Genomic DNA, 15,043 nt, shown 5'->3' on the forward strand with positions numbered 1-15,043 from the left:
ATGCGACGGCAAATCATCCCGATCCTGATGCTTTGTCTGTTGACGGCCGCCTTTTCCGTGCGGGCGGACAGCGGGGCGGTCAGCCAACGTCTGCTGCGACTGGAGCAGGCCTGGCGGGAGCACCAGGCCAACGGCGGCCAAACACCGTTCCGCAGCCCGGTAGCCGATGCACACCTGTGGCGCGGCCGCGTGCTGGTCACTGTAACCGGTGAAGGCCCGGCGGCACGACTGGCGGAACAACTGCGCTCCTTGGGGATGGACCGGGTTGCCGCCTTCGGCAATGCCGTCTCCGGCTGGATGCCCATCGACAGGCTGCATCTGCTCGACCGTCTGGGCACTGTAAGCCAGGCTCGCGCCGCTCTGCCCAGGACCCATGCAGCCACTCCACTGTTCGGCGATGGGGGCAACCGGGTCATCAGCCAGGCGGATGCCGCCCTGCGGGCCGTCAACGCCCGCAAGCGGTACGGGGTGGACGGGCGGAGCATTACCATCGGCGTGTTGTCCGACAGTTTCGATTGTCTGGGACAGGCCGAGGACGACACCGCTGCCGGGGAGTTGCCCGCCCAAGTCACCGTGCTCAAGGACCTGAGCAACGATCCCGATGAAAACGGAATCACCGAATGCGATGCTCTCAATGGGCAGGACGAAGGCCGGGCCATGATGCAACTGATCCACGACCTGGCCCCCGGCGCCAGCCTGATGTTCTACACTGCCTTCGGCGGCGAAGCCGACTTTGCCAGCGGCATCGTCGCCCTGGCCGCCGCCGGAGCCGATGTCATCGTCGACGACGTCGGCTACGCCTCGGAGCCCATGTTCCAGGACGGCATCATCGCCCAGGCGGTGGACCAGGTCAAAGCCATGGGGGTGGCCTACTTTTCCTCCGCCGGCAACGAGGGGCGGTTGGGCTACGGCGGCGCTTTCAATCCGGGCCGGGCGGGACTGACCGGGGAGACCGCCCATGATTTTCATCCCGATCCGGCCATCGACGACTTCTATCAGGCCATCGAGATTCCCGAAAATGCGCAGGTCACCATCATCCTGCAGTGGAACCAGCCGTTCCGCACCGGCGACCGGGGTGGGGCCGTCAGCGACCTGGATCTGATCCTGTTCGACGAGACCTTAAGCCGGGTGGTGGCCAGCAGCGAGGAGGACAACCTGGGGCGCGATCCCATCGAAGCACTGGTGTTTGTCAACGACACCGGGGGCACCCGCTTCAATCTTTATATTCCCCACCGCGCCGGGCCGGTGCCGGAACGGATTCAGTACGTCATCTGGGGCACGCCGCCCCAATGGCCGGTGGAGCGCGGCCCAATCCCTCGGGGCTGCACCCTGGGGGACGGCAGCGGGGCTATCGGCGCCGGCCAGCCCCAGGACCCCGAGGCCGAAGCGGTGCGCCTGCTGGAATACGGCGACGGCCCCGGCAACGCCACCATTGTGGGCCACGCCAACGCCGACGGCGCCATGGCGGTGGGGGCCATCTCCTACCGGGAGACTCCGTTCTTCGGCATCTGCTCGAGCCTGGGGCGGATCGAACCCTTCTCCTCGGCCGGAGGGGTGCCGGTGTATTTCGATGCCAATAGCAATCCCCTTGAAAATGCCCCGGTGATCCGGCAGAAGCCGGATCTGGTGGCCGTCGATGAAACCAATACCACTTTCTTTCCATCCGGGGACAACAGCGACACCGATAACGATGGCCGGCCCAATTTCTTCGGCACCTCGGCCGCCGCTCCCCATGCCGCCGCTGTCGCCGCCCTCCTCCTTGACTACAACCCCAACCTGAGCGTCGATGAACTGTACCACGCCATGCGGCTGTCGGCCCTGGACCTGGACGATCCGGCCACGGAAGGTTTTGACCGCGGCTTCGATTACGGTACCGGCTACGGCCTGCTCGATGCCGCCGGGGCCTTCACCGCCCTGGAGCAGGATGGCCTTTATCTGACCCTGGGGCCGGTACCGCTGGAGGCGATGGCCGGGGAGGAACTGCGTTATCTGCTCACGGTGGTCAATTTTTCCCCGACACCGGCCCGCGACGTGGCCATCCGCGGCCAGATCCCGCCCGCCACCGCCGTCACCGGGCTGGAAGGGTGCCCTCGGGTGGATCTGGCCTTGTCGGCCTGCGTCATCGGCGACCTGGCGCCGGGCGGCCGCCATCAGCTGGAACTGCGCTTGACCATCACCGACGGCACCGTCGCGGCGGTCGAGCCCCAGTTTGAACTGCTCTCCGGCGGCCTGCCCCTGGCCGACGGCAGCGGCAGCCTGATCCGGCCCACAACCCGCATCGCCCGCCCACCGGGAGACTTCAACCACGACGGCTGCATCGACCGCAGCGACCGGGCCATTCTGCTGGCGGTGTTGCGGGGCACCCTGACCGATGCCGATCTGAACGCCGGCTTCGACCTGACCGGCGACGGACGTGTGGACATGGACGACCTGCGGGAACTGGTGCGCCTCTACTCCCGGCCGGAAGGGGTATCCTGTAGCTGAGAAGGGGAAAACCGCCTGCCGCAGTGGGGACAGGTAAGCGCCTTCTCCCGCTGCACCAGGCTTTTTTCCTCGTCCAGCAACAACGCTGCTTCTTCCTCCTCCAGCCCCAGCTCCTCCCGGGCCGCCCGCAGCGCTTCGTATTCGGCCCGGGAGATGACCCCGTCGGCCAGGGCCTGGCGCAGTTTCAGGCGGTATTTCTCCCGCCGCTTCTGCAGCTCGGTGGAAAAACCGGAGGCCAAAATCCCCGCCGGCATCGCCGCCATGCCCACCCCGGCGATGGTGATGAGCACCCCAAAGACCTTTCCCCACACCGTCACCGGCACCACGTCGCCATAGCCGACGGTGGTGAGGGTCACCGTGGCCCACCAGATGGCCTTGGGGATGCTGCCGAAGGCCTCGGGCTGGGCATCGTGCTCCACCAGATAGATGCCGCTGGCGGCAAAGATGATGATGATCAGCATGATGAACACCGCGGAAACGAACGCCGAGACCTCGCGGCGGATCACCGCCAGCAGCAGGTCGAGGGCGTCGGAATAGCGGGTCAGCTTGAAGATACGGATCAGCCGCAGCACCCGCAGGAAGCGGGTGTCGAGACTCAAACCGAACCAGACCAGCATCGAGGGCAGGAAGGCCAGCAGGTCCACCAGCGCCATCGGCGTCCCCATGTAGCGCAGGCGTCCCCACAGGGGATGAGAGAACGCCGGGTTCTCGACACAGCACCACACCCGTAGGCAGTATTCGAGGGCAAACAGGAATACCGACACGAATTCGAAGGCAGCGAACCAGGACCGGTAGGCCTGCTCGTATTCGGGCACCGATTCGAAAATCACCGCGATCACGTTGAGACTGATGAGCGCCATGATGCTCAGATCCACCAGCCGGCTGGCCAGGCTGGGATGGCGGTGGTCGAGCCACTGATAGAGACGGTGACGGAGGGTCATGATGCTGGGTCCTGGCATGAGTCGAAAGGGGGCTCGTATGAACTACTCCCGCTAAGCATAACGGTATGGCGGGAGTTTCGCGCTTCTACGGAAGCGCCGGTTCGCCCAAAGGACTGGCCGGTCTTACCTCCCTCCACGCCCCGGCCGGTTCCCGGCCGTCAACCTGTTCCATGACCCAGACCATAAGCACCCGGGCGGCGTTCTCATCGCGTGAACAAGACGCGCCACAAGGACAATCATGCCACCGCTGCGACAAGGGCTTTTTTTTCAGCCTGCCGCAGCGGTGACAGCGCTGGCTGGGTTTGAGCCGCCGGGGGTCTGCTTCCATCGCCAAGGCACCAGCCTCTTCCGCTTTGTACCTGAGAATCTGATGGAACATGCCGCCTGCGGCATCGAGAATGCCGCGGTTCAAGCCGCGTTTGTACGCGCCGCCCTTTGCCGTCATCCCACGAATGTTCAACTGCTCCAGCCCCAAAACCGCAAAGGTGGCCACAATCCAAGCGCTGGTCTGATGGAGAAAATCCCGGCGCTGGTGGGCGACCTTTTCATGCAGCCTGCCCAAAAGGGCATATTCCTTCCTCAGACGCTTGGAGATAGGGAAGTCTTTCCTCTTGCCGCTGGCCTGTTTCGCCGCTTCTTCCTTGCGGAAGATATGTTTTTGCACGGTCTTGCCGTGTTTCATCCCAGGACCGGGAAGCAGCCGCCAGCCGGTCAATGCCTTGCACTGAGCGGAGAAAGACAGGGATTTTTGCTGCTGCATCCAGGCCCTGCGGAGTTCGTCCAGCGCCGTGTTCCACAGCAGGCAATGCACGAAGCGCAACCGATCCAGCGCCTCGATCTGGCGCGGGGTGGGATACAGCCGATAGGTGACTTTACGATGGACCATGGTTTGGATTATATAACGCCTGTCTTCTGGAGCCGCAGCTACTGCATCATCACCGTGGGTGGCGCGCCGCTCACAGTCCTGAAACACGCCAGACTGATTGCCCTAATGGACGATGGCGCCGCTTCACCACTACCTAAATCGCTGCACGATGTAAGGTTACGCACTGCGGCGCGGGTTTGGGTAGAATAATCTTTTCAACCGCTTTCCGGAAAATCATGACCAGACGACTGACGGCAATCATCGAGCGTGAGGGGGACGGCTATGTGGCGCTTTGTCCGGAAGTGGACGTAGCAAGCCAGGGAGAAACGCTGGACGAGGCCCGTGCCAACCTCAAAGAGGCGCTGGAGCTCTTCTTCGAGACGGCATCGCCGCGTGAAATCGAACGTCGGTTACATAATGAGGTCTACGTGACCGACATTGAGGTGGCCGTTGGCTAGGCTGCGTGTTCTATCCGGAGCCGATGGCTGCCGCATCCTGGCCGAACATGGTTTCGTTGCAGTCCGCCGTCGCGGCAGCCATATCGTCATGCAGAAAACCGCGGGGGACACGACGATCACCGTACCAGTTCCAAATCACAGAACGCTGCGCACCGGTACGCTGATGTCCATCATTCGCCAGTCAGGCGTAGCACGATCCGCATTCGAGTAATCCACTATCATTTGGCCCCGTTATGACCGAACCATCCCGCAACCGCATCGAAGCCGCCCTCAAAGCCTACACCGACCCGCATCTGCAGACCGATCTGGTCAGCGCCGGCGCGGTCAAAGCCATCGAGATCGACGGCGACCGGGTGGCGGTCCGCATCGAACTGGGTTTTCCGGCCAAATCCTACGCCCCCCAGCTGACCCTGGCGCTGTCCGAGGCCCTGCGCGCCCTGGAAGGCGTGCAGGCCATCGACGTGCAGGTGGACTGGAAGATCGTCCCCCGCCAGGTGCAGGCGGGCAAAAAGCCCCTGGCGGGGGTGAAGAACGTCATCGCCGTCGCCTCCGGCAAAGGGGGGGTGGGCAAGTCCACCGTGGCGGTGAATCTGGCCCTGGCCCTGGCCCAGGAAGGCGCGGCGGTGGGCATCCTGGACGCCGACATCTACGGCCCCAGCGTGCCGCGGATGCTGGGCACGGCCGGTCAGCCGGAAACCAAGGACGGCAAGACCATCGAGCCCAAGGAAGCCTACGGGCTCAAGGTCATGTCCATCGGTTTTCTGGTGGAAGAAGACACGCCGATGATCTGGCGCGGCCCCATGGCCACCGGTGCCCTGCAGCAGCTTTTGGGACAGACCCACTGGGGCGAACTGGATTACCTGGTCGTCGATCTGCCCCCCGGCACCGGCGACATCCATCTGACCCTGACCCAGCAGATCCCGGTCGCCGGCGCGGTCATCGTCACCACCCCCCAGGACATCGCCCTGCTCGACGCCATGAAGGGGCTGAAGATGTTCGAGAAGGTCAAGGTGCCGGTGCTGGGCATCGTCGAGAACATGAGCCTGCACGTGTGCAGTCAGTGCGGCCACACGGAGCCGGTTTTCGGCGAGGGCGGCGGCGAGAAGATGGCGCGGGAATACGGCGTGCCGCTGCTGGGGCAGCTGCCGCTGGACGCCAGCATCCGCGAGCAGACCGACAGCGGCCGGCCCACGGTGGTGGCGGACGCCGGCGGTCCCCTCGCCGCCCGTTACCGGGATATCGCCCGCCGGGCTGCGGCGCAGCTGTCCCTGCGGCCCAAAGACGTGGCCGGCAAGTTCGGCGACATCGTGGTGGAGGCGGCCCGATGACGATCAAATCCGACCGCTGGATCCGCCGCATGGCCGAGGAACACGGCATGATCGAGCCCTTCGAGCCCAACCTGATCTCCACGCTCGAAGGCCGGCGGGTCATCTCCTTCGGCACTTCCAGTTACGGCTACGACGTGCGCTGCGCCGACGAATTCAAGGTGTTCACCAACATCAATTCCACCATCGTCGATCCCAAGGACTTCGACCCGGCCAGTTTCGTGGACGTCAAATCCGACGTCTGCATCATCCCGCCCAATTCCTTCGCCCTGGCGCGGACAGTGGAGTATTTTCGGATTCCGCGCAACGTACTGACCATCTGCATGGGCAAATCCACCTATGCCCGCTGCTTCAGCGCCGACACCCGGGTGGCGCTGGCTGACGGCACCTGCCCCACACTGGAAGAGATGGCCCGGCGATATGACGCGGGAGAGATGTTTTTCGGCTATGCCATCGGCCCCCATGGCAAGATCATCGTCACCCATCTGGAGTCCCCCCGCTTCGTCGGTCGGGACAAGCTGATCGAGATCACCCTCGACAACGGCGCCGTCATCCACTGTACACCAGATCACCGCTTCATGACCCGCGAAGGCGAAATGGTCAAAGCGGAGCAATTGCAACCCGGCGCCCGGCTTATGCCGCTGTATCGCCGCCTGTTCCGCGGTTACGAAATGGTCTATCAGCCGCTTACCGGTCATTACTATCCCACCCATCGGTTGGCGGACGAATGGAACCTGCGTCACGGTATCTATGCCGACGAAGCCGAAACCCATCGCCATCATATCGACCACAACCGGCGCAACAACAACCCCTGGAACCTGATTCGCCTGGATCGAAGCGAGCATATCCGCCTCCACAACCGGATTTCCTATGGTCTTGGCTTCGATACGGCGGAGCACAGCGCTTCCATCCGCGCAGCACTACGGCGCTTGCAGCAAAATCCGCAATGGATGGCGCACTATCGCCAAGTCCAATCACAACGGGCTCAAAGCTTCTGGCGCGACGACCGCTATGCCCAGACGCGCATGGAATTGATCGCCAAACATCGGGAATACTGGTCCGATCCTGCCGCCCGACAAGCGCAGGCGGAAATGCAGCGTCGTTTCTGGGAAGACAACGCTGCCGCCCGTGAGCGCCAAAGTGAGAGAAGCCGGACCGCATGGGCCAACAGCAGCGAAGCGCGCCGCCAGCAGCAACGTGAAATCGCCCGTAACCTGAATATTCGCCGCGAGATCACCGCCGAAGCTGTCCGTGCCGCCTTGGATGCCGCCGGCTCCATTCGCGGCGCCGCCCGCCTGCTGAATTGCGACCGCTCCGTGTTTCGCCGTTTCCCGGAGGTGATCCACGCATTCAGGGGCACCCGCTATCGAAACCATCGAATCGAGTCGGTGCGCAGACTGCGCGGTGAACACGATGTCTATTGCCTGACCGTTCCCGAAGCCGGTAATTTCGCCCTGGAGGCGGGTGTTTTCGTCTCCAATTGCGGCGTGATCGTGAATATCACGCCTCTGGAACCGGAATGGGAAGGCCACGTCACCCTGGAATTTTCCAACACCACCCCGCTGCCGGCCAAGATCTACGCCCATGAGGGGGTGGCGCAGATGATCTTCCTGGAGTCCGACGAGGCCTGCGAAACCTCCTATGCCGACCGCGGCGGCAAGTATCAGGGCCAGACCGGGGTCACCTTGCCCAAAGCCTGAAAACCACAAGGAAACCCCCCGTGAGCAAACGACCTGTCGATACCGTTCTCATCACCGGCTGCTCCAGCGGCATCGGTTACGTCACCGCCAAGGCCCTGAAGGAACGCGGCTACCGCGTGTTCGCCTCGGCGCGCAAGCCGGAGGATGTCGCGCGGTTGCAGAACGAGGGCTTCGAGGCGGTGCAGCTGGACCTGGACGATCCGGCCAGCATTCAGGCCGCCGTCGAACAGGTGCTGGCATGGACCGGCGGCACCCTGGACGCCCTGTTCAACAACGGCGCCTGGGGGCAGGTGGGGGCGGTGGAGGACCTCAGCCGCGACGTGCTCCGGGCCCAGTTCGAGACCAATCTGTTCGGCACCCAGGAACTGACCAACCGGATTCTGCCGGTGATGCGACGCCAGGGGCGCGGCCGCATCATCTACAACAGCTCGGTGCTGGGCTTCATCGCCCTGCCCTACCGCGGCGCCTACGTGGCCAGCAAGTTCGCCCTGGAAGGGCTGGCCGACTGTCTGCGCCTGGAACTGTACGGCACCGGCATCCACGTGGTGTTGGTGGAACCGGGGCCGATCCTGACCAAATTCCGAGAGAACGCCTACCGCAAGTTCAGGGAGAACATCGACGTCGAACACAGCCCCCATCGGGCCGTCTATGAACGCATGGAAGCCAAACTGCAAAAGGAAGGCCCGGCGGTGCCCTTCACCCTGCCGCCGGAGGCGGTGGCCCAGAAGGTAATCCACGCCCTGGAGGCGCCGCGGCCCAAGATTCGCTACTACGTCACCTTCCCTACCTATCTGTTCGCCTTCCTGCGGCGGGTGCTGCCCTTCCGGCTGCTGGACTGGATCGAGCGCAAGGTATGAGGCGGCTCCTTCCTCCATCCAAGCACGCACGAATCGAAAAACTGACTTATGACGACGACCAGACACGTGGAAATCATGGACACCACCCTGCGGGACGGGGAGCAGACCCAGGGCGTGTCGTTCTCACCGGACGAGAAGATCAACCTGGCCAAGGCTCTGCTGGAGCGGGTCCGGGTGGACCGCATCGAGGTAGCCTCGGCCCGGGTTTCTGCCAAGGAAAAGGAGGCGGTCACGCGGATCAACCAGTGGGCCACGGAAAACGGGCTGGCCGAGCGGGTCGAGGTGCTGGGTTTCGTCGATCACACCCTGAGCGTGGACTGGATCTGCAACACCGGCGGCCGCGTCATCAACCTGCTCACCAAGGGCAGCGACAAGCACTGCCGCCTGCAGCTCAGAAAAACCCTGGAGGAACACCTGGCCGACATCTGCCGCACGGTGAACTACGCCAAGGAGCGGGGGCTGACGGTCAACGTCTATCTGGAGGACTGGTCCAACGGCTACCGCGACAGCCCCAACTACGTCTTCGCCCTGATGGACCGCCTCAAGGATTTAGGCGTCGCCCGCTTCATGCTCCCCGACACCCTGGGGGTGATGGCGCCGGACGAAGTGGAGGCGGCCGTGGGCGACATGTGCCGCCGCTATCCGGGGCTGCACTTCGATTTCCATCCTCACAACGACTACGGCCTCGGCACCGCCAACTGCCTCTATGCGGTCCGCGGCGGCGCCAGAGGGGTCCATTGCACCGTCAACTGCCTCGGGGAACGGGCCGGCAACGCCTCCCTGGCGGAAGTGGCGGTGGTGCTGCGCGACAAGCAGGGGGTTAAGCTGCGCATCGACGAATCCCAGCTGGTGCGCATCAGCGACATGGTGGAACGCTTCTCCGGCAAGCGGGTGGCCGCCAACGCTCCCATCGTCGGCAGCGACGTCTTCACCCAGACCGCCGGCATCCACGCCGACGGCGACCAGAAGGGCGGCCTGTACCAGAGCCCGCTGCGGCCGGAGCGCTTCGGCCGCAGCCACAGCTACGCCCTCGGCAAGATGAGCGGCAAGGCGTCCCTGCGCAAGAATCTGGAGCGCCTCGGCATCGAACTGAACGAGGACCAGCAGCGCAAGGTGCTGGCGCGGATCGTCGAGCTGGGAGACGCCAAACAACGCATCACCACCGACGATCTCCCCTTCATCATCGCCGACGTGCTGGAGGCGGAAAGCTATCAGCACATCCAGCTCTTGGGCTGCGCCGTCACCAGCGGGCTGGAACTGCCTTCCACCGCCAGCATCCGGGTCGAGGTGGACGGCGAGATCCACACCGCTTCCGGTGCCGGCAACGGCGGCTTCGACGCCTTCATCGACGCCATCGACCAGGTTCTGGCCCGCTACGACGTACAGTTGCCCAAGCTGGCCGACTACGAAGTGCGCATCCCCAAGGGCGGCCACACCTCGGCGCTGACCGAGTGCATCATCACCTGGGAGGACGACAGCCGCACCCGGGTCACCCGCGGGGTTCACGTCAATCAGGTGTTCGCCTCGGTGGAAGCGACTCTGAAGCTCATCAACCTGTTGCTCGAGGAAAGGCGGAGGACGTCATGATCGGAGGACTGGTCGCCATCGCCATCGCCGTCTGGTTCTTCACCAGCGCCCAGAAACTTCCCGGCAGGGACCCGATCCAGTGGGGCGCCGTCGGCGTGGTGGTCTATTACCTGACCGTCGCCCTGTGGTCGGTGGTCAGCGACCTGGGGTTCCTGGCCGATTTCCACCACCGCAGCGTCGCTATCGGTGCCTTCATGCACTACCTGGGCGTCGCCCTGGGGGTTGTGGCCGCCTGGCTGGTGAAACGGCGTTGGCTCCAGGCTTGAGCGTGCGCCACGTTGCCCTGTTCCTCTACGGTCTGACCGGAGGTGGGGCCACCCGGCGCACCCTGGCCCTGGCCGAAGGCTTCAGCGAGCACGGCCTTCGCACCGACCTGGTCGTGATCGACCCCACAGGCCCCCTGGCCGAACGTCTCCCCCCGGCGCTCAACTTGATCGCCCTGGATTCCTGGGCGCTGCGGTTCCGGCGCCGCTTCCGCCCCCGACGCCGCCCGCTCATGGAGGCGGCCGCCCCGGCGCTGGCCGAATACCTGCGCCGCCACCGCCCCGACCTGCTGCTGTCGGCCGCCAACCATGCGCACATGAGCGCCGTAGAGGGCCGCCGCCTGAGCGCCACCGGCATCCCCTTGGTCCTGCGGGTCAGCAATCACCTCACCGCCTCCCACGAACAGACGGGGCAACTGGCACGCCTGCAAAGGGCGCGGACCCTGTATGGCGAGGCGGACGCGGCCATCGCCGTCTGTCACGATATCGCGGCCGATCTGCGCCGCCACGTCCCCGTTCTCCGGGAGCGGGTGTTCGTGGCCACCAACCCTACCCTGACGCCGGAAATCGAAACCCTCGCCCGCCAACCTGTCGACCACCCCTGGGCCGACGACCCAAGCCGTCCGTTGATCGTCGCTGCCGGCCGGCTGTCGCCCCAGAAGGATTTTCCCACCCTGATACGGGCCCTGGCACGCCTGCGGCAACCTGCCCGCCTGGTCATTCTCGGCGAAGGCAAACAACGCCCGCAGCTGGAACGGCTTATCCGATCATTGGGCCTGACGGACCGGGTGGTCCTGCCGGGTTTTACCACCAATCCCTATGCCTGGATGGCCCGGGCCGATCTGTTCGTTCTCTCCTCCCGCTGGGAAGGTTTCCCCGGCGTCCTGGTGGAAGCCATGGCCTGCGGCTGTCCGGTGGTCAGCACCGACTGCCCCAGCGGGCCGCGGGAGCTTCTTGAGAACGGCCGCCTCGGCCCCCTGGTACCGGTCGGAGACGATCAGGCCCTGGCCGAAGCGATGCAACAGGCGCTGCAGACACCCGCAGACGTCGCCGCACTGCGCCATAGCGCCTGGCGCTACACGCCGGCGCGGGCCGTGGCGGAATATCTGCAGATTCTGCAGACGGTCAGTGGCCGCGCTGGACGAACCAGGCCGCCACGCCCGTGACGCCGTCCGGATCGACCTGATCGAGCCAGGAAACCAGCCGCTCGCCCCGGCGCTTGCGCCACAAAGCCAGCCCCAACCGCCACCACAGGAACAGCGTGGAAGCCAGCGTCCAGAGCGTCACCGCCTCGAAACCCAGATCGGGACGGCCCAGCACATAACCGGCGCTCAGCAGGATCAGACAAGGATTGCGCCGGGCGGTAAGCAGCCGGTTGACCGAATCGGTCACCTCCCAGGTGAAGATGCTGAAACCGATGAAGCGTTTGAACAGCGCCTCGGCAAGGCGCCCCCCCACGTAGCCGGCCAACAGCAGCCAGAAGGTTTCCATCAGGGGCAGCTTCACCACCAGTGGCTGGTAATTCTCCAACCCCAGCCCCCATGCCAGATACCACAACGGCGGATGGACCACATCGAGGACGTGGTCGAAGAAATGCCCGAAGCGGCTAGAATCCACCGTCACCCGCGCCAGCTTGCCGTCAACGGTGTCGAGGAAAGTCATGAGCCATCCCAGCACCAGTCCCAGCCCCAGATACCCCTGCAAAAACAGGATCCCGACCAGGATCGCCAGCACCCAACTGGTGGCGGTGACGTGATTGGGGCGGATCCCGTAGCGCACGCAGAAACGCACCGCCCGCTCCGCCAGCCGCGGCCAGACCCACTTGGTCACCAGATCGGTAACGCCCTTGTAAGACTCGTCGAACAGGTGGCGCTCCAGCCGGGATGCGTTCCCCGCCGTCACCGGCAGCACGAAGGGAGGAGAAACCTTGCGCAGCTTCTGGGTGACACCGGAGGCCAGCTGGTCCGGCGTCACCCGCACGAAACGGCCACGGTCGCCTTCTCCCTGCAACAGCGCGAGCGCCGCCGGGAACCGCCCGGCATCGGTCCAGACTGCGACGACCTGCCCCGCCCGTTCCAGGGCCAGGTCCTCCTCACGCCGAAGCAATGCCGCGATCAGGCGCTCATCGTAGAGAAAATCCCGCCGCAGCAGCAGTACCCGGCCTGCCGCATCGTCTCGCCCCGAAGATTCCGACCAGGGGGCCACGCTATCCTCCCGGCACTTCTGCCGCAGGACACGGGCGATGCGTTCGTCCGCGGACAATCCCCACAGATCAGGCGCGGACTGGCCTAGCAGATGATAATAAATGGTCATCGAATGCTCCTATACGATTGTCTTTTGGCAAAGCGCAACAAAAGAAATTCAGCTTGAGTTAATCAGGCGTTTTGGATACTCTGAGGTTACAAAAATATTACAATCACCTTGGACTTTTCAGCTTGTTGCCGCTTCGCCACAAGCCGCTTTCGATCAGGAAAAATCTCACCCATGAAAGCCATCATCCTCAGCGCCGGCCAGGGAACCCGCCTGCTCCCCCTGACTTCAGACAAACCCAAATGCACCCTGAAACTGGAAGGCAGGGGGATCATCGAATGGCAGATCGACGCCCTGATGGCGGCCGGCGTGCATGATATCGTCGTCGTCGCCGGATACAAAATGGAAAAGGTCCGACACCTCCTTGACCGGCGCTACGGCAAGGGAGCGGTCAGAATCGTCTTCAACCCCTTCTATGAGGTGGCCGACAATCTGGCCAGCTGCTGGATGGTGCGCGAGGAAATGACCGGCGACTTTCTTCTCATCAACGGCGATACCCTGTTCGAACCGCTGCTGGCGCAGCGGATGATCGCCCAAGATCAGCCGATCACCCTGGCCCGGGACGAGAAGCCCCATTACGACGATGACGACATGAAGCTGATCCTCCAGGGCGACCGGCTTCTCTCCATCGGCAAGAAGCTGCCCCTGGAACGGGTCAACGGCGAATCCATCGGCATGATCCGGTTCCGCCCCGAAGGCGCGGACCTGTTCCGCCGGACCATTGAGGACTGCATGCGGGAACCGGCCGCGCTGCAGCGCTGGTATCTGTCGGTCATCGACGAGATCGCCCAGTCGGGTCAGCCGGTCTGGACCCACAACATTCACGGGCTCGACTGGACGGAGATCGACTATCCGCTCGATTTCAAACACGCCGAGGCCATGGTCCGGCAATGGGACTGGGGCGCCGCCGAGGAGGCCCCGGAAGCCTGCCTCTCCTCAATCTACTGACTATCGCGCTTCCGCTGCAGAAATTCCGCGATGGCATCGGCGCCCCGTTCGGCGGCGGTGCTGTCATTGCAGGTCAGGAAGGTGTAAGCGAACGCTTCCCGCTGCCGGGGCAGATAGGTTTCCTGCAACGCCTCGGCCCGCTCCAGCGCCGGACGCAACTGGGTGGCGACATCATCGACCACCTGCCCCAGATTCCAATGGTAGTAGAACGGGTTCCCCTGCCAGTCGACCCGGTGTCCGTTAAGGAAGACACAGGGCCGCGGTTCCAGCAGGAATTCGTATACCTGACTGCTGACATCCCCCAGATAAATGTCCGCCGCCAGCATGTAGGTCATGTCGGTCGAGGCCATGCTGCCGGTGTCGATATGTATGTTGGGGAGCTTGCGGTACCGGCGCGGCAAATGGGCGCCGTGACGCAGGCGGCGTTTGAACAGCACCACGTGGGGGGCGAAGATCAAATTGAAATCGCGGTTTCGGGCGAAGAATTCCAGGACCTCCAGTCCCATGGGGCGCCAGGAGGACACCGCCTGATCGAAATGCGGGTTGTACACCACCACCGGATTGTCGTTGGCGAAGAACCGCTGCCGGCCTTTTCCCAGGCCGCGCACCACCTCGAACTTGGGCCACCCCACCGCCGCATAGCTTCCCGGGCGTAACCGGCCCAGTTCGGTCAGGCGGTCCACGTATTTGCGCCCCGGCAGCAGGGTGAAATCGAAGGCGCCGGATTTCTCGTCGAATCCGCCTTCCCGGTCCCCGGCCCCGTGACGGGCGTGAATCATGATGAGATCGGTGAGACCGTAACGGGTGCGGAGCTGCAGGCAATTGCGTTCCGGCGCCACCAGCACGTCGAGGGAGCGGAAGAAATCCAGATTGTTCCGCAAAACCTCACGCTTGCGCCGCAGGCTCTTTAGGGAAACGATGGGATCGACCAGCGCGTAAAGCCACGATGGGCGCAGCCGGCGGAACCGGCAGCGATGCCCGGGATACAAGGCCGCGATGGCGTCGAGCATCCGTTTCTCGTGCGCGGCGGAATAGGCGATGACGACCTCGAATCCGGGATGCCGCCGCGAGAGTTCAAAGGCGTACGGTGCCGCATGGGGCACCTGGTGGGGTGCATAATGATTGAACAGAAAACCGACTTTCATCACGACTGAAACGCAAACGAGATCACACCTCCCGGTGCTCCGGGCGGTGCGATCAAATGGAAGGGAAATCCGGACCGGTTACAACCGGCGCAAAACCGGCCCAGATTGTACCGCGAACCGAAACCGGCTGCTTGGGGATCTGCAGATCGCCGACGCGCGA

At 64.1% G+C, this 15,043-nt stretch carries 14 protein-coding genes and 3 pseudogenes; 13 read left to right on the top strand and 4 right to left on the bottom strand.

Features of this window, described 5'->3' with window-relative positions:
* Entirely contained in the window at positions 1–2,484 is a 2,484-nt protein-coding gene (locus tag MCIT9_RS12175) for a S8 family serine peptidase (RefSeq protein WP_317705146.1), read from the top strand.
* Here MCIT9_RS12175 and MCIT9_RS12180 read toward each other — a convergent pair.
* Both MCIT9_RS12180 and MCIT9_RS12185 read right to left on the bottom strand, forming a co-directional pair.
* Positions 2,451–3,425, bottom strand: a complete 975-nt coding sequence (locus tag MCIT9_RS12180) for an ion transporter (protein WP_317705147.1) — start codon at positions 3,423–3,425, stop codon at positions 2,451–2,453. The two genes, MCIT9_RS12175 and MCIT9_RS12180, sit on opposite strands and share 34 nt — an antisense overlap.
* 85 nt (positions 3,426–3,510) lie before the next feature.
* On the bottom strand, positions 3,511–4,398 hold the full coding sequence (locus tag MCIT9_RS12185; protein WP_317705148.1) for an RNA-guided endonuclease InsQ/TnpB family protein: 888 nt from the start codon (positions 4,396–4,398) through the stop codon (positions 3,511–3,513).
* Positions 4,399–4,526: 128 nt separating this feature from the next.
* On the opposite strand from MCIT9_RS12185, the gene MCIT9_RS12190 reads away from it, so the two are divergent.
* The 10 genes and pseudogenes from MCIT9_RS12190 (at position 4,527) to MCIT9_RS12230 (ending at position 11,646) form a co-directional block, all read left to right on the top strand.
* Entirely contained in the window at positions 4,527–4,748 is a 222-nt protein-coding gene (locus tag MCIT9_RS12190; RefSeq protein WP_317705149.1) for a type II toxin-antitoxin system HicB family antitoxin, read from the top strand.
* Positions 4,741–4,959, top strand: coding sequence for a type II toxin-antitoxin system HicA family toxin (locus MCIT9_RS13720; RefSeq protein WP_422880181.1), 219 nt, complete (start codon positions 4,741–4,743; stop codon positions 4,957–4,959). Before MCIT9_RS12190 ends, MCIT9_RS13720 begins: the two co-directional genes overlap by 8 nt.
* Before the next feature lie 22 nt (positions 4,960–4,981).
* Positions 4,982–6,076 (top strand): iron-sulfur cluster carrier protein ApbC, encoded by a 1,095-nt coding sequence (gene apbC, locus MCIT9_RS12195; RefSeq protein WP_317705150.1) that lies wholly within the window; start codon positions 4,982–4,984, stop codon positions 6,074–6,076.
* Positions 6,073–6,423 (top strand): annotated as a pseudogene (locus tag MCIT9_RS12200) (dCTP deaminase); the annotation flags it as partial. The gene apbC and the pseudogene MCIT9_RS12200, both read left to right, overlap by 4 nt.
* Positions 6,397–7,548, top strand: a pseudogene (locus MCIT9_RS12205) (hypothetical protein); the annotation flags it as partial. The pseudogenes MCIT9_RS12200 and MCIT9_RS12205, both read left to right, overlap by 27 nt.
* A pseudogene (locus MCIT9_RS12210) lies at positions 7,549–7,773 on the top strand (dCTP deaminase); the annotation flags it as partial.
* A gap of 20 nt (positions 7,774–7,793) precedes the next feature.
* Complete coding sequence (locus tag MCIT9_RS12215) at positions 7,794–8,630, top strand: SDR family oxidoreductase (RefSeq protein WP_317705151.1); 837 nt, start codon at positions 7,794–7,796, stop codon at positions 8,628–8,630.
* A gap of 48 nt (positions 8,631–8,678) precedes the next feature.
* The gene (locus MCIT9_RS12220; RefSeq protein ID WP_317705152.1) at positions 8,679–10,217 is read left to right on the top strand and encodes an alpha-isopropylmalate synthase regulatory domain-containing protein; all 1,539 of its coding nucleotides are present in this window, start codon (positions 8,679–8,681) and stop codon (positions 10,215–10,217) included.
* Positions 10,214–10,483 carry a hypothetical protein gene (locus MCIT9_RS12225; RefSeq protein WP_317705153.1) on the top strand — a complete coding sequence of 90 codons (270 nt, stop codon included), beginning with the start codon at positions 10,214–10,216 and terminating at the stop codon, positions 10,481–10,483. Before MCIT9_RS12220 ends, MCIT9_RS12225 begins: the two co-directional genes overlap by 4 nt.
* A 2-nt stretch (positions 10,484–10,485) precedes the next feature.
* Positions 10,486–11,646 (top strand): glycosyltransferase, encoded by a 1,161-nt coding sequence (locus tag MCIT9_RS12230; protein WP_317705154.1) that lies wholly within the window; start codon positions 10,486–10,488, stop codon positions 11,644–11,646.
* On the opposite strand, the gene MCIT9_RS12235 is transcribed toward MCIT9_RS12230, so the two are convergent.
* Entirely contained in the window at positions 11,606–12,793 is a 1,188-nt protein-coding gene (locus MCIT9_RS12235) for a CDP-alcohol phosphatidyltransferase family protein (RefSeq protein ID WP_317705155.1), read from the bottom strand. The two genes, MCIT9_RS12230 and MCIT9_RS12235, sit on opposite strands and share 41 nt — an antisense overlap.
* On the opposite strand from MCIT9_RS12235, the gene MCIT9_RS12240 reads away from it, so the two are divergent.
* Positions 12,786–12,968 (top strand): hypothetical protein, encoded by a 183-nt coding sequence (locus tag MCIT9_RS12240; protein ID WP_317705156.1) that lies wholly within the window; start codon positions 12,786–12,788, stop codon positions 12,966–12,968. The two genes, MCIT9_RS12235 and MCIT9_RS12240, sit on opposite strands and share 8 nt — an antisense overlap.
* Positions 12,965–13,738, top strand: a complete 774-nt coding sequence (locus MCIT9_RS12245) for a phosphocholine cytidylyltransferase family protein (RefSeq protein WP_317705157.1) — start codon at positions 12,965–12,967, stop codon at positions 13,736–13,738. Before MCIT9_RS12240 ends, MCIT9_RS12245 begins: the two co-directional genes overlap by 4 nt.
* Here MCIT9_RS12245 and MCIT9_RS12250 read toward each other — a convergent pair.
* Positions 13,732–14,883, bottom strand: coding sequence for a hypothetical protein (locus MCIT9_RS12250; RefSeq protein ID WP_317705158.1), 1,152 nt, complete (start codon positions 14,881–14,883; stop codon positions 13,732–13,734). The genes MCIT9_RS12245 and MCIT9_RS12250 overlap by 7 nt on opposite strands.
* Positions 14,884–15,043: the final 160 nt, after the last annotated feature.

Origin of the sequence: Methylomarinovum caldicuralii, assembly GCF_033126985.1 — a bacterium.
Taxonomy (GTDB): Bacteria; Pseudomonadota; Gammaproteobacteria; order Methylococcales; family Methylothermaceae; genus Methylohalobius; species Methylohalobius caldicuralii.

Coding starts and splice junctions, on each gene's coding strand:
- MCIT9_RS12175 (WP_317705146.1), top strand. CDS start 1: ATGCGACGGCAAATCATCCCGATCCTGATGCTTTGTCTGTTGACGGCC.
- MCIT9_RS12180 (WP_317705147.1), bottom strand. CDS start 3,425: ATGACCCTCCGTCACCGTCTCTATCAGTGGCTCGACCACCGCCATCCC.
- MCIT9_RS12190 (WP_317705149.1), top strand. CDS start 4,527: ATGACCAGACGACTGACGGCAATCATCGAGCGTGAGGGGGACGGCTAT.
- apbC (WP_317705150.1), top strand. CDS start 4,982: ATGACCGAACCATCCCGCAACCGCATCGAAGCCGCCCTCAAAGCCTAC.
- MCIT9_RS12220 (WP_317705152.1), top strand. CDS start 8,679: ATGACGACGACCAGACACGTGGAAATCATGGACACCACCCTGCGGGAC.
- MCIT9_RS12225 (WP_317705153.1), top strand. CDS start 10,214: ATGATCGGAGGACTGGTCGCCATCGCCATCGCCGTCTGGTTCTTCACC.
- MCIT9_RS12240 (WP_317705156.1), top strand. CDS start 12,786: ATGGTCATCGAATGCTCCTATACGATTGTCTTTTGGCAAAGCGCAACA.
- MCIT9_RS12235 (WP_317705155.1), bottom strand. CDS start 12,793: ATGACCATTTATTATCATCTGCTAGGCCAGTCCGCGCCTGATCTGTGG.
- MCIT9_RS12245 (WP_317705157.1), top strand. CDS start 12,965: ATGAAAGCCATCATCCTCAGCGCCGGCCAGGGAACCCGCCTGCTCCCC.
- MCIT9_RS12250 (WP_317705158.1), bottom strand. CDS start 14,883: ATGAAAGTCGGTTTTCTGTTCAATCATTATGCACCCCACCAGGTGCCC.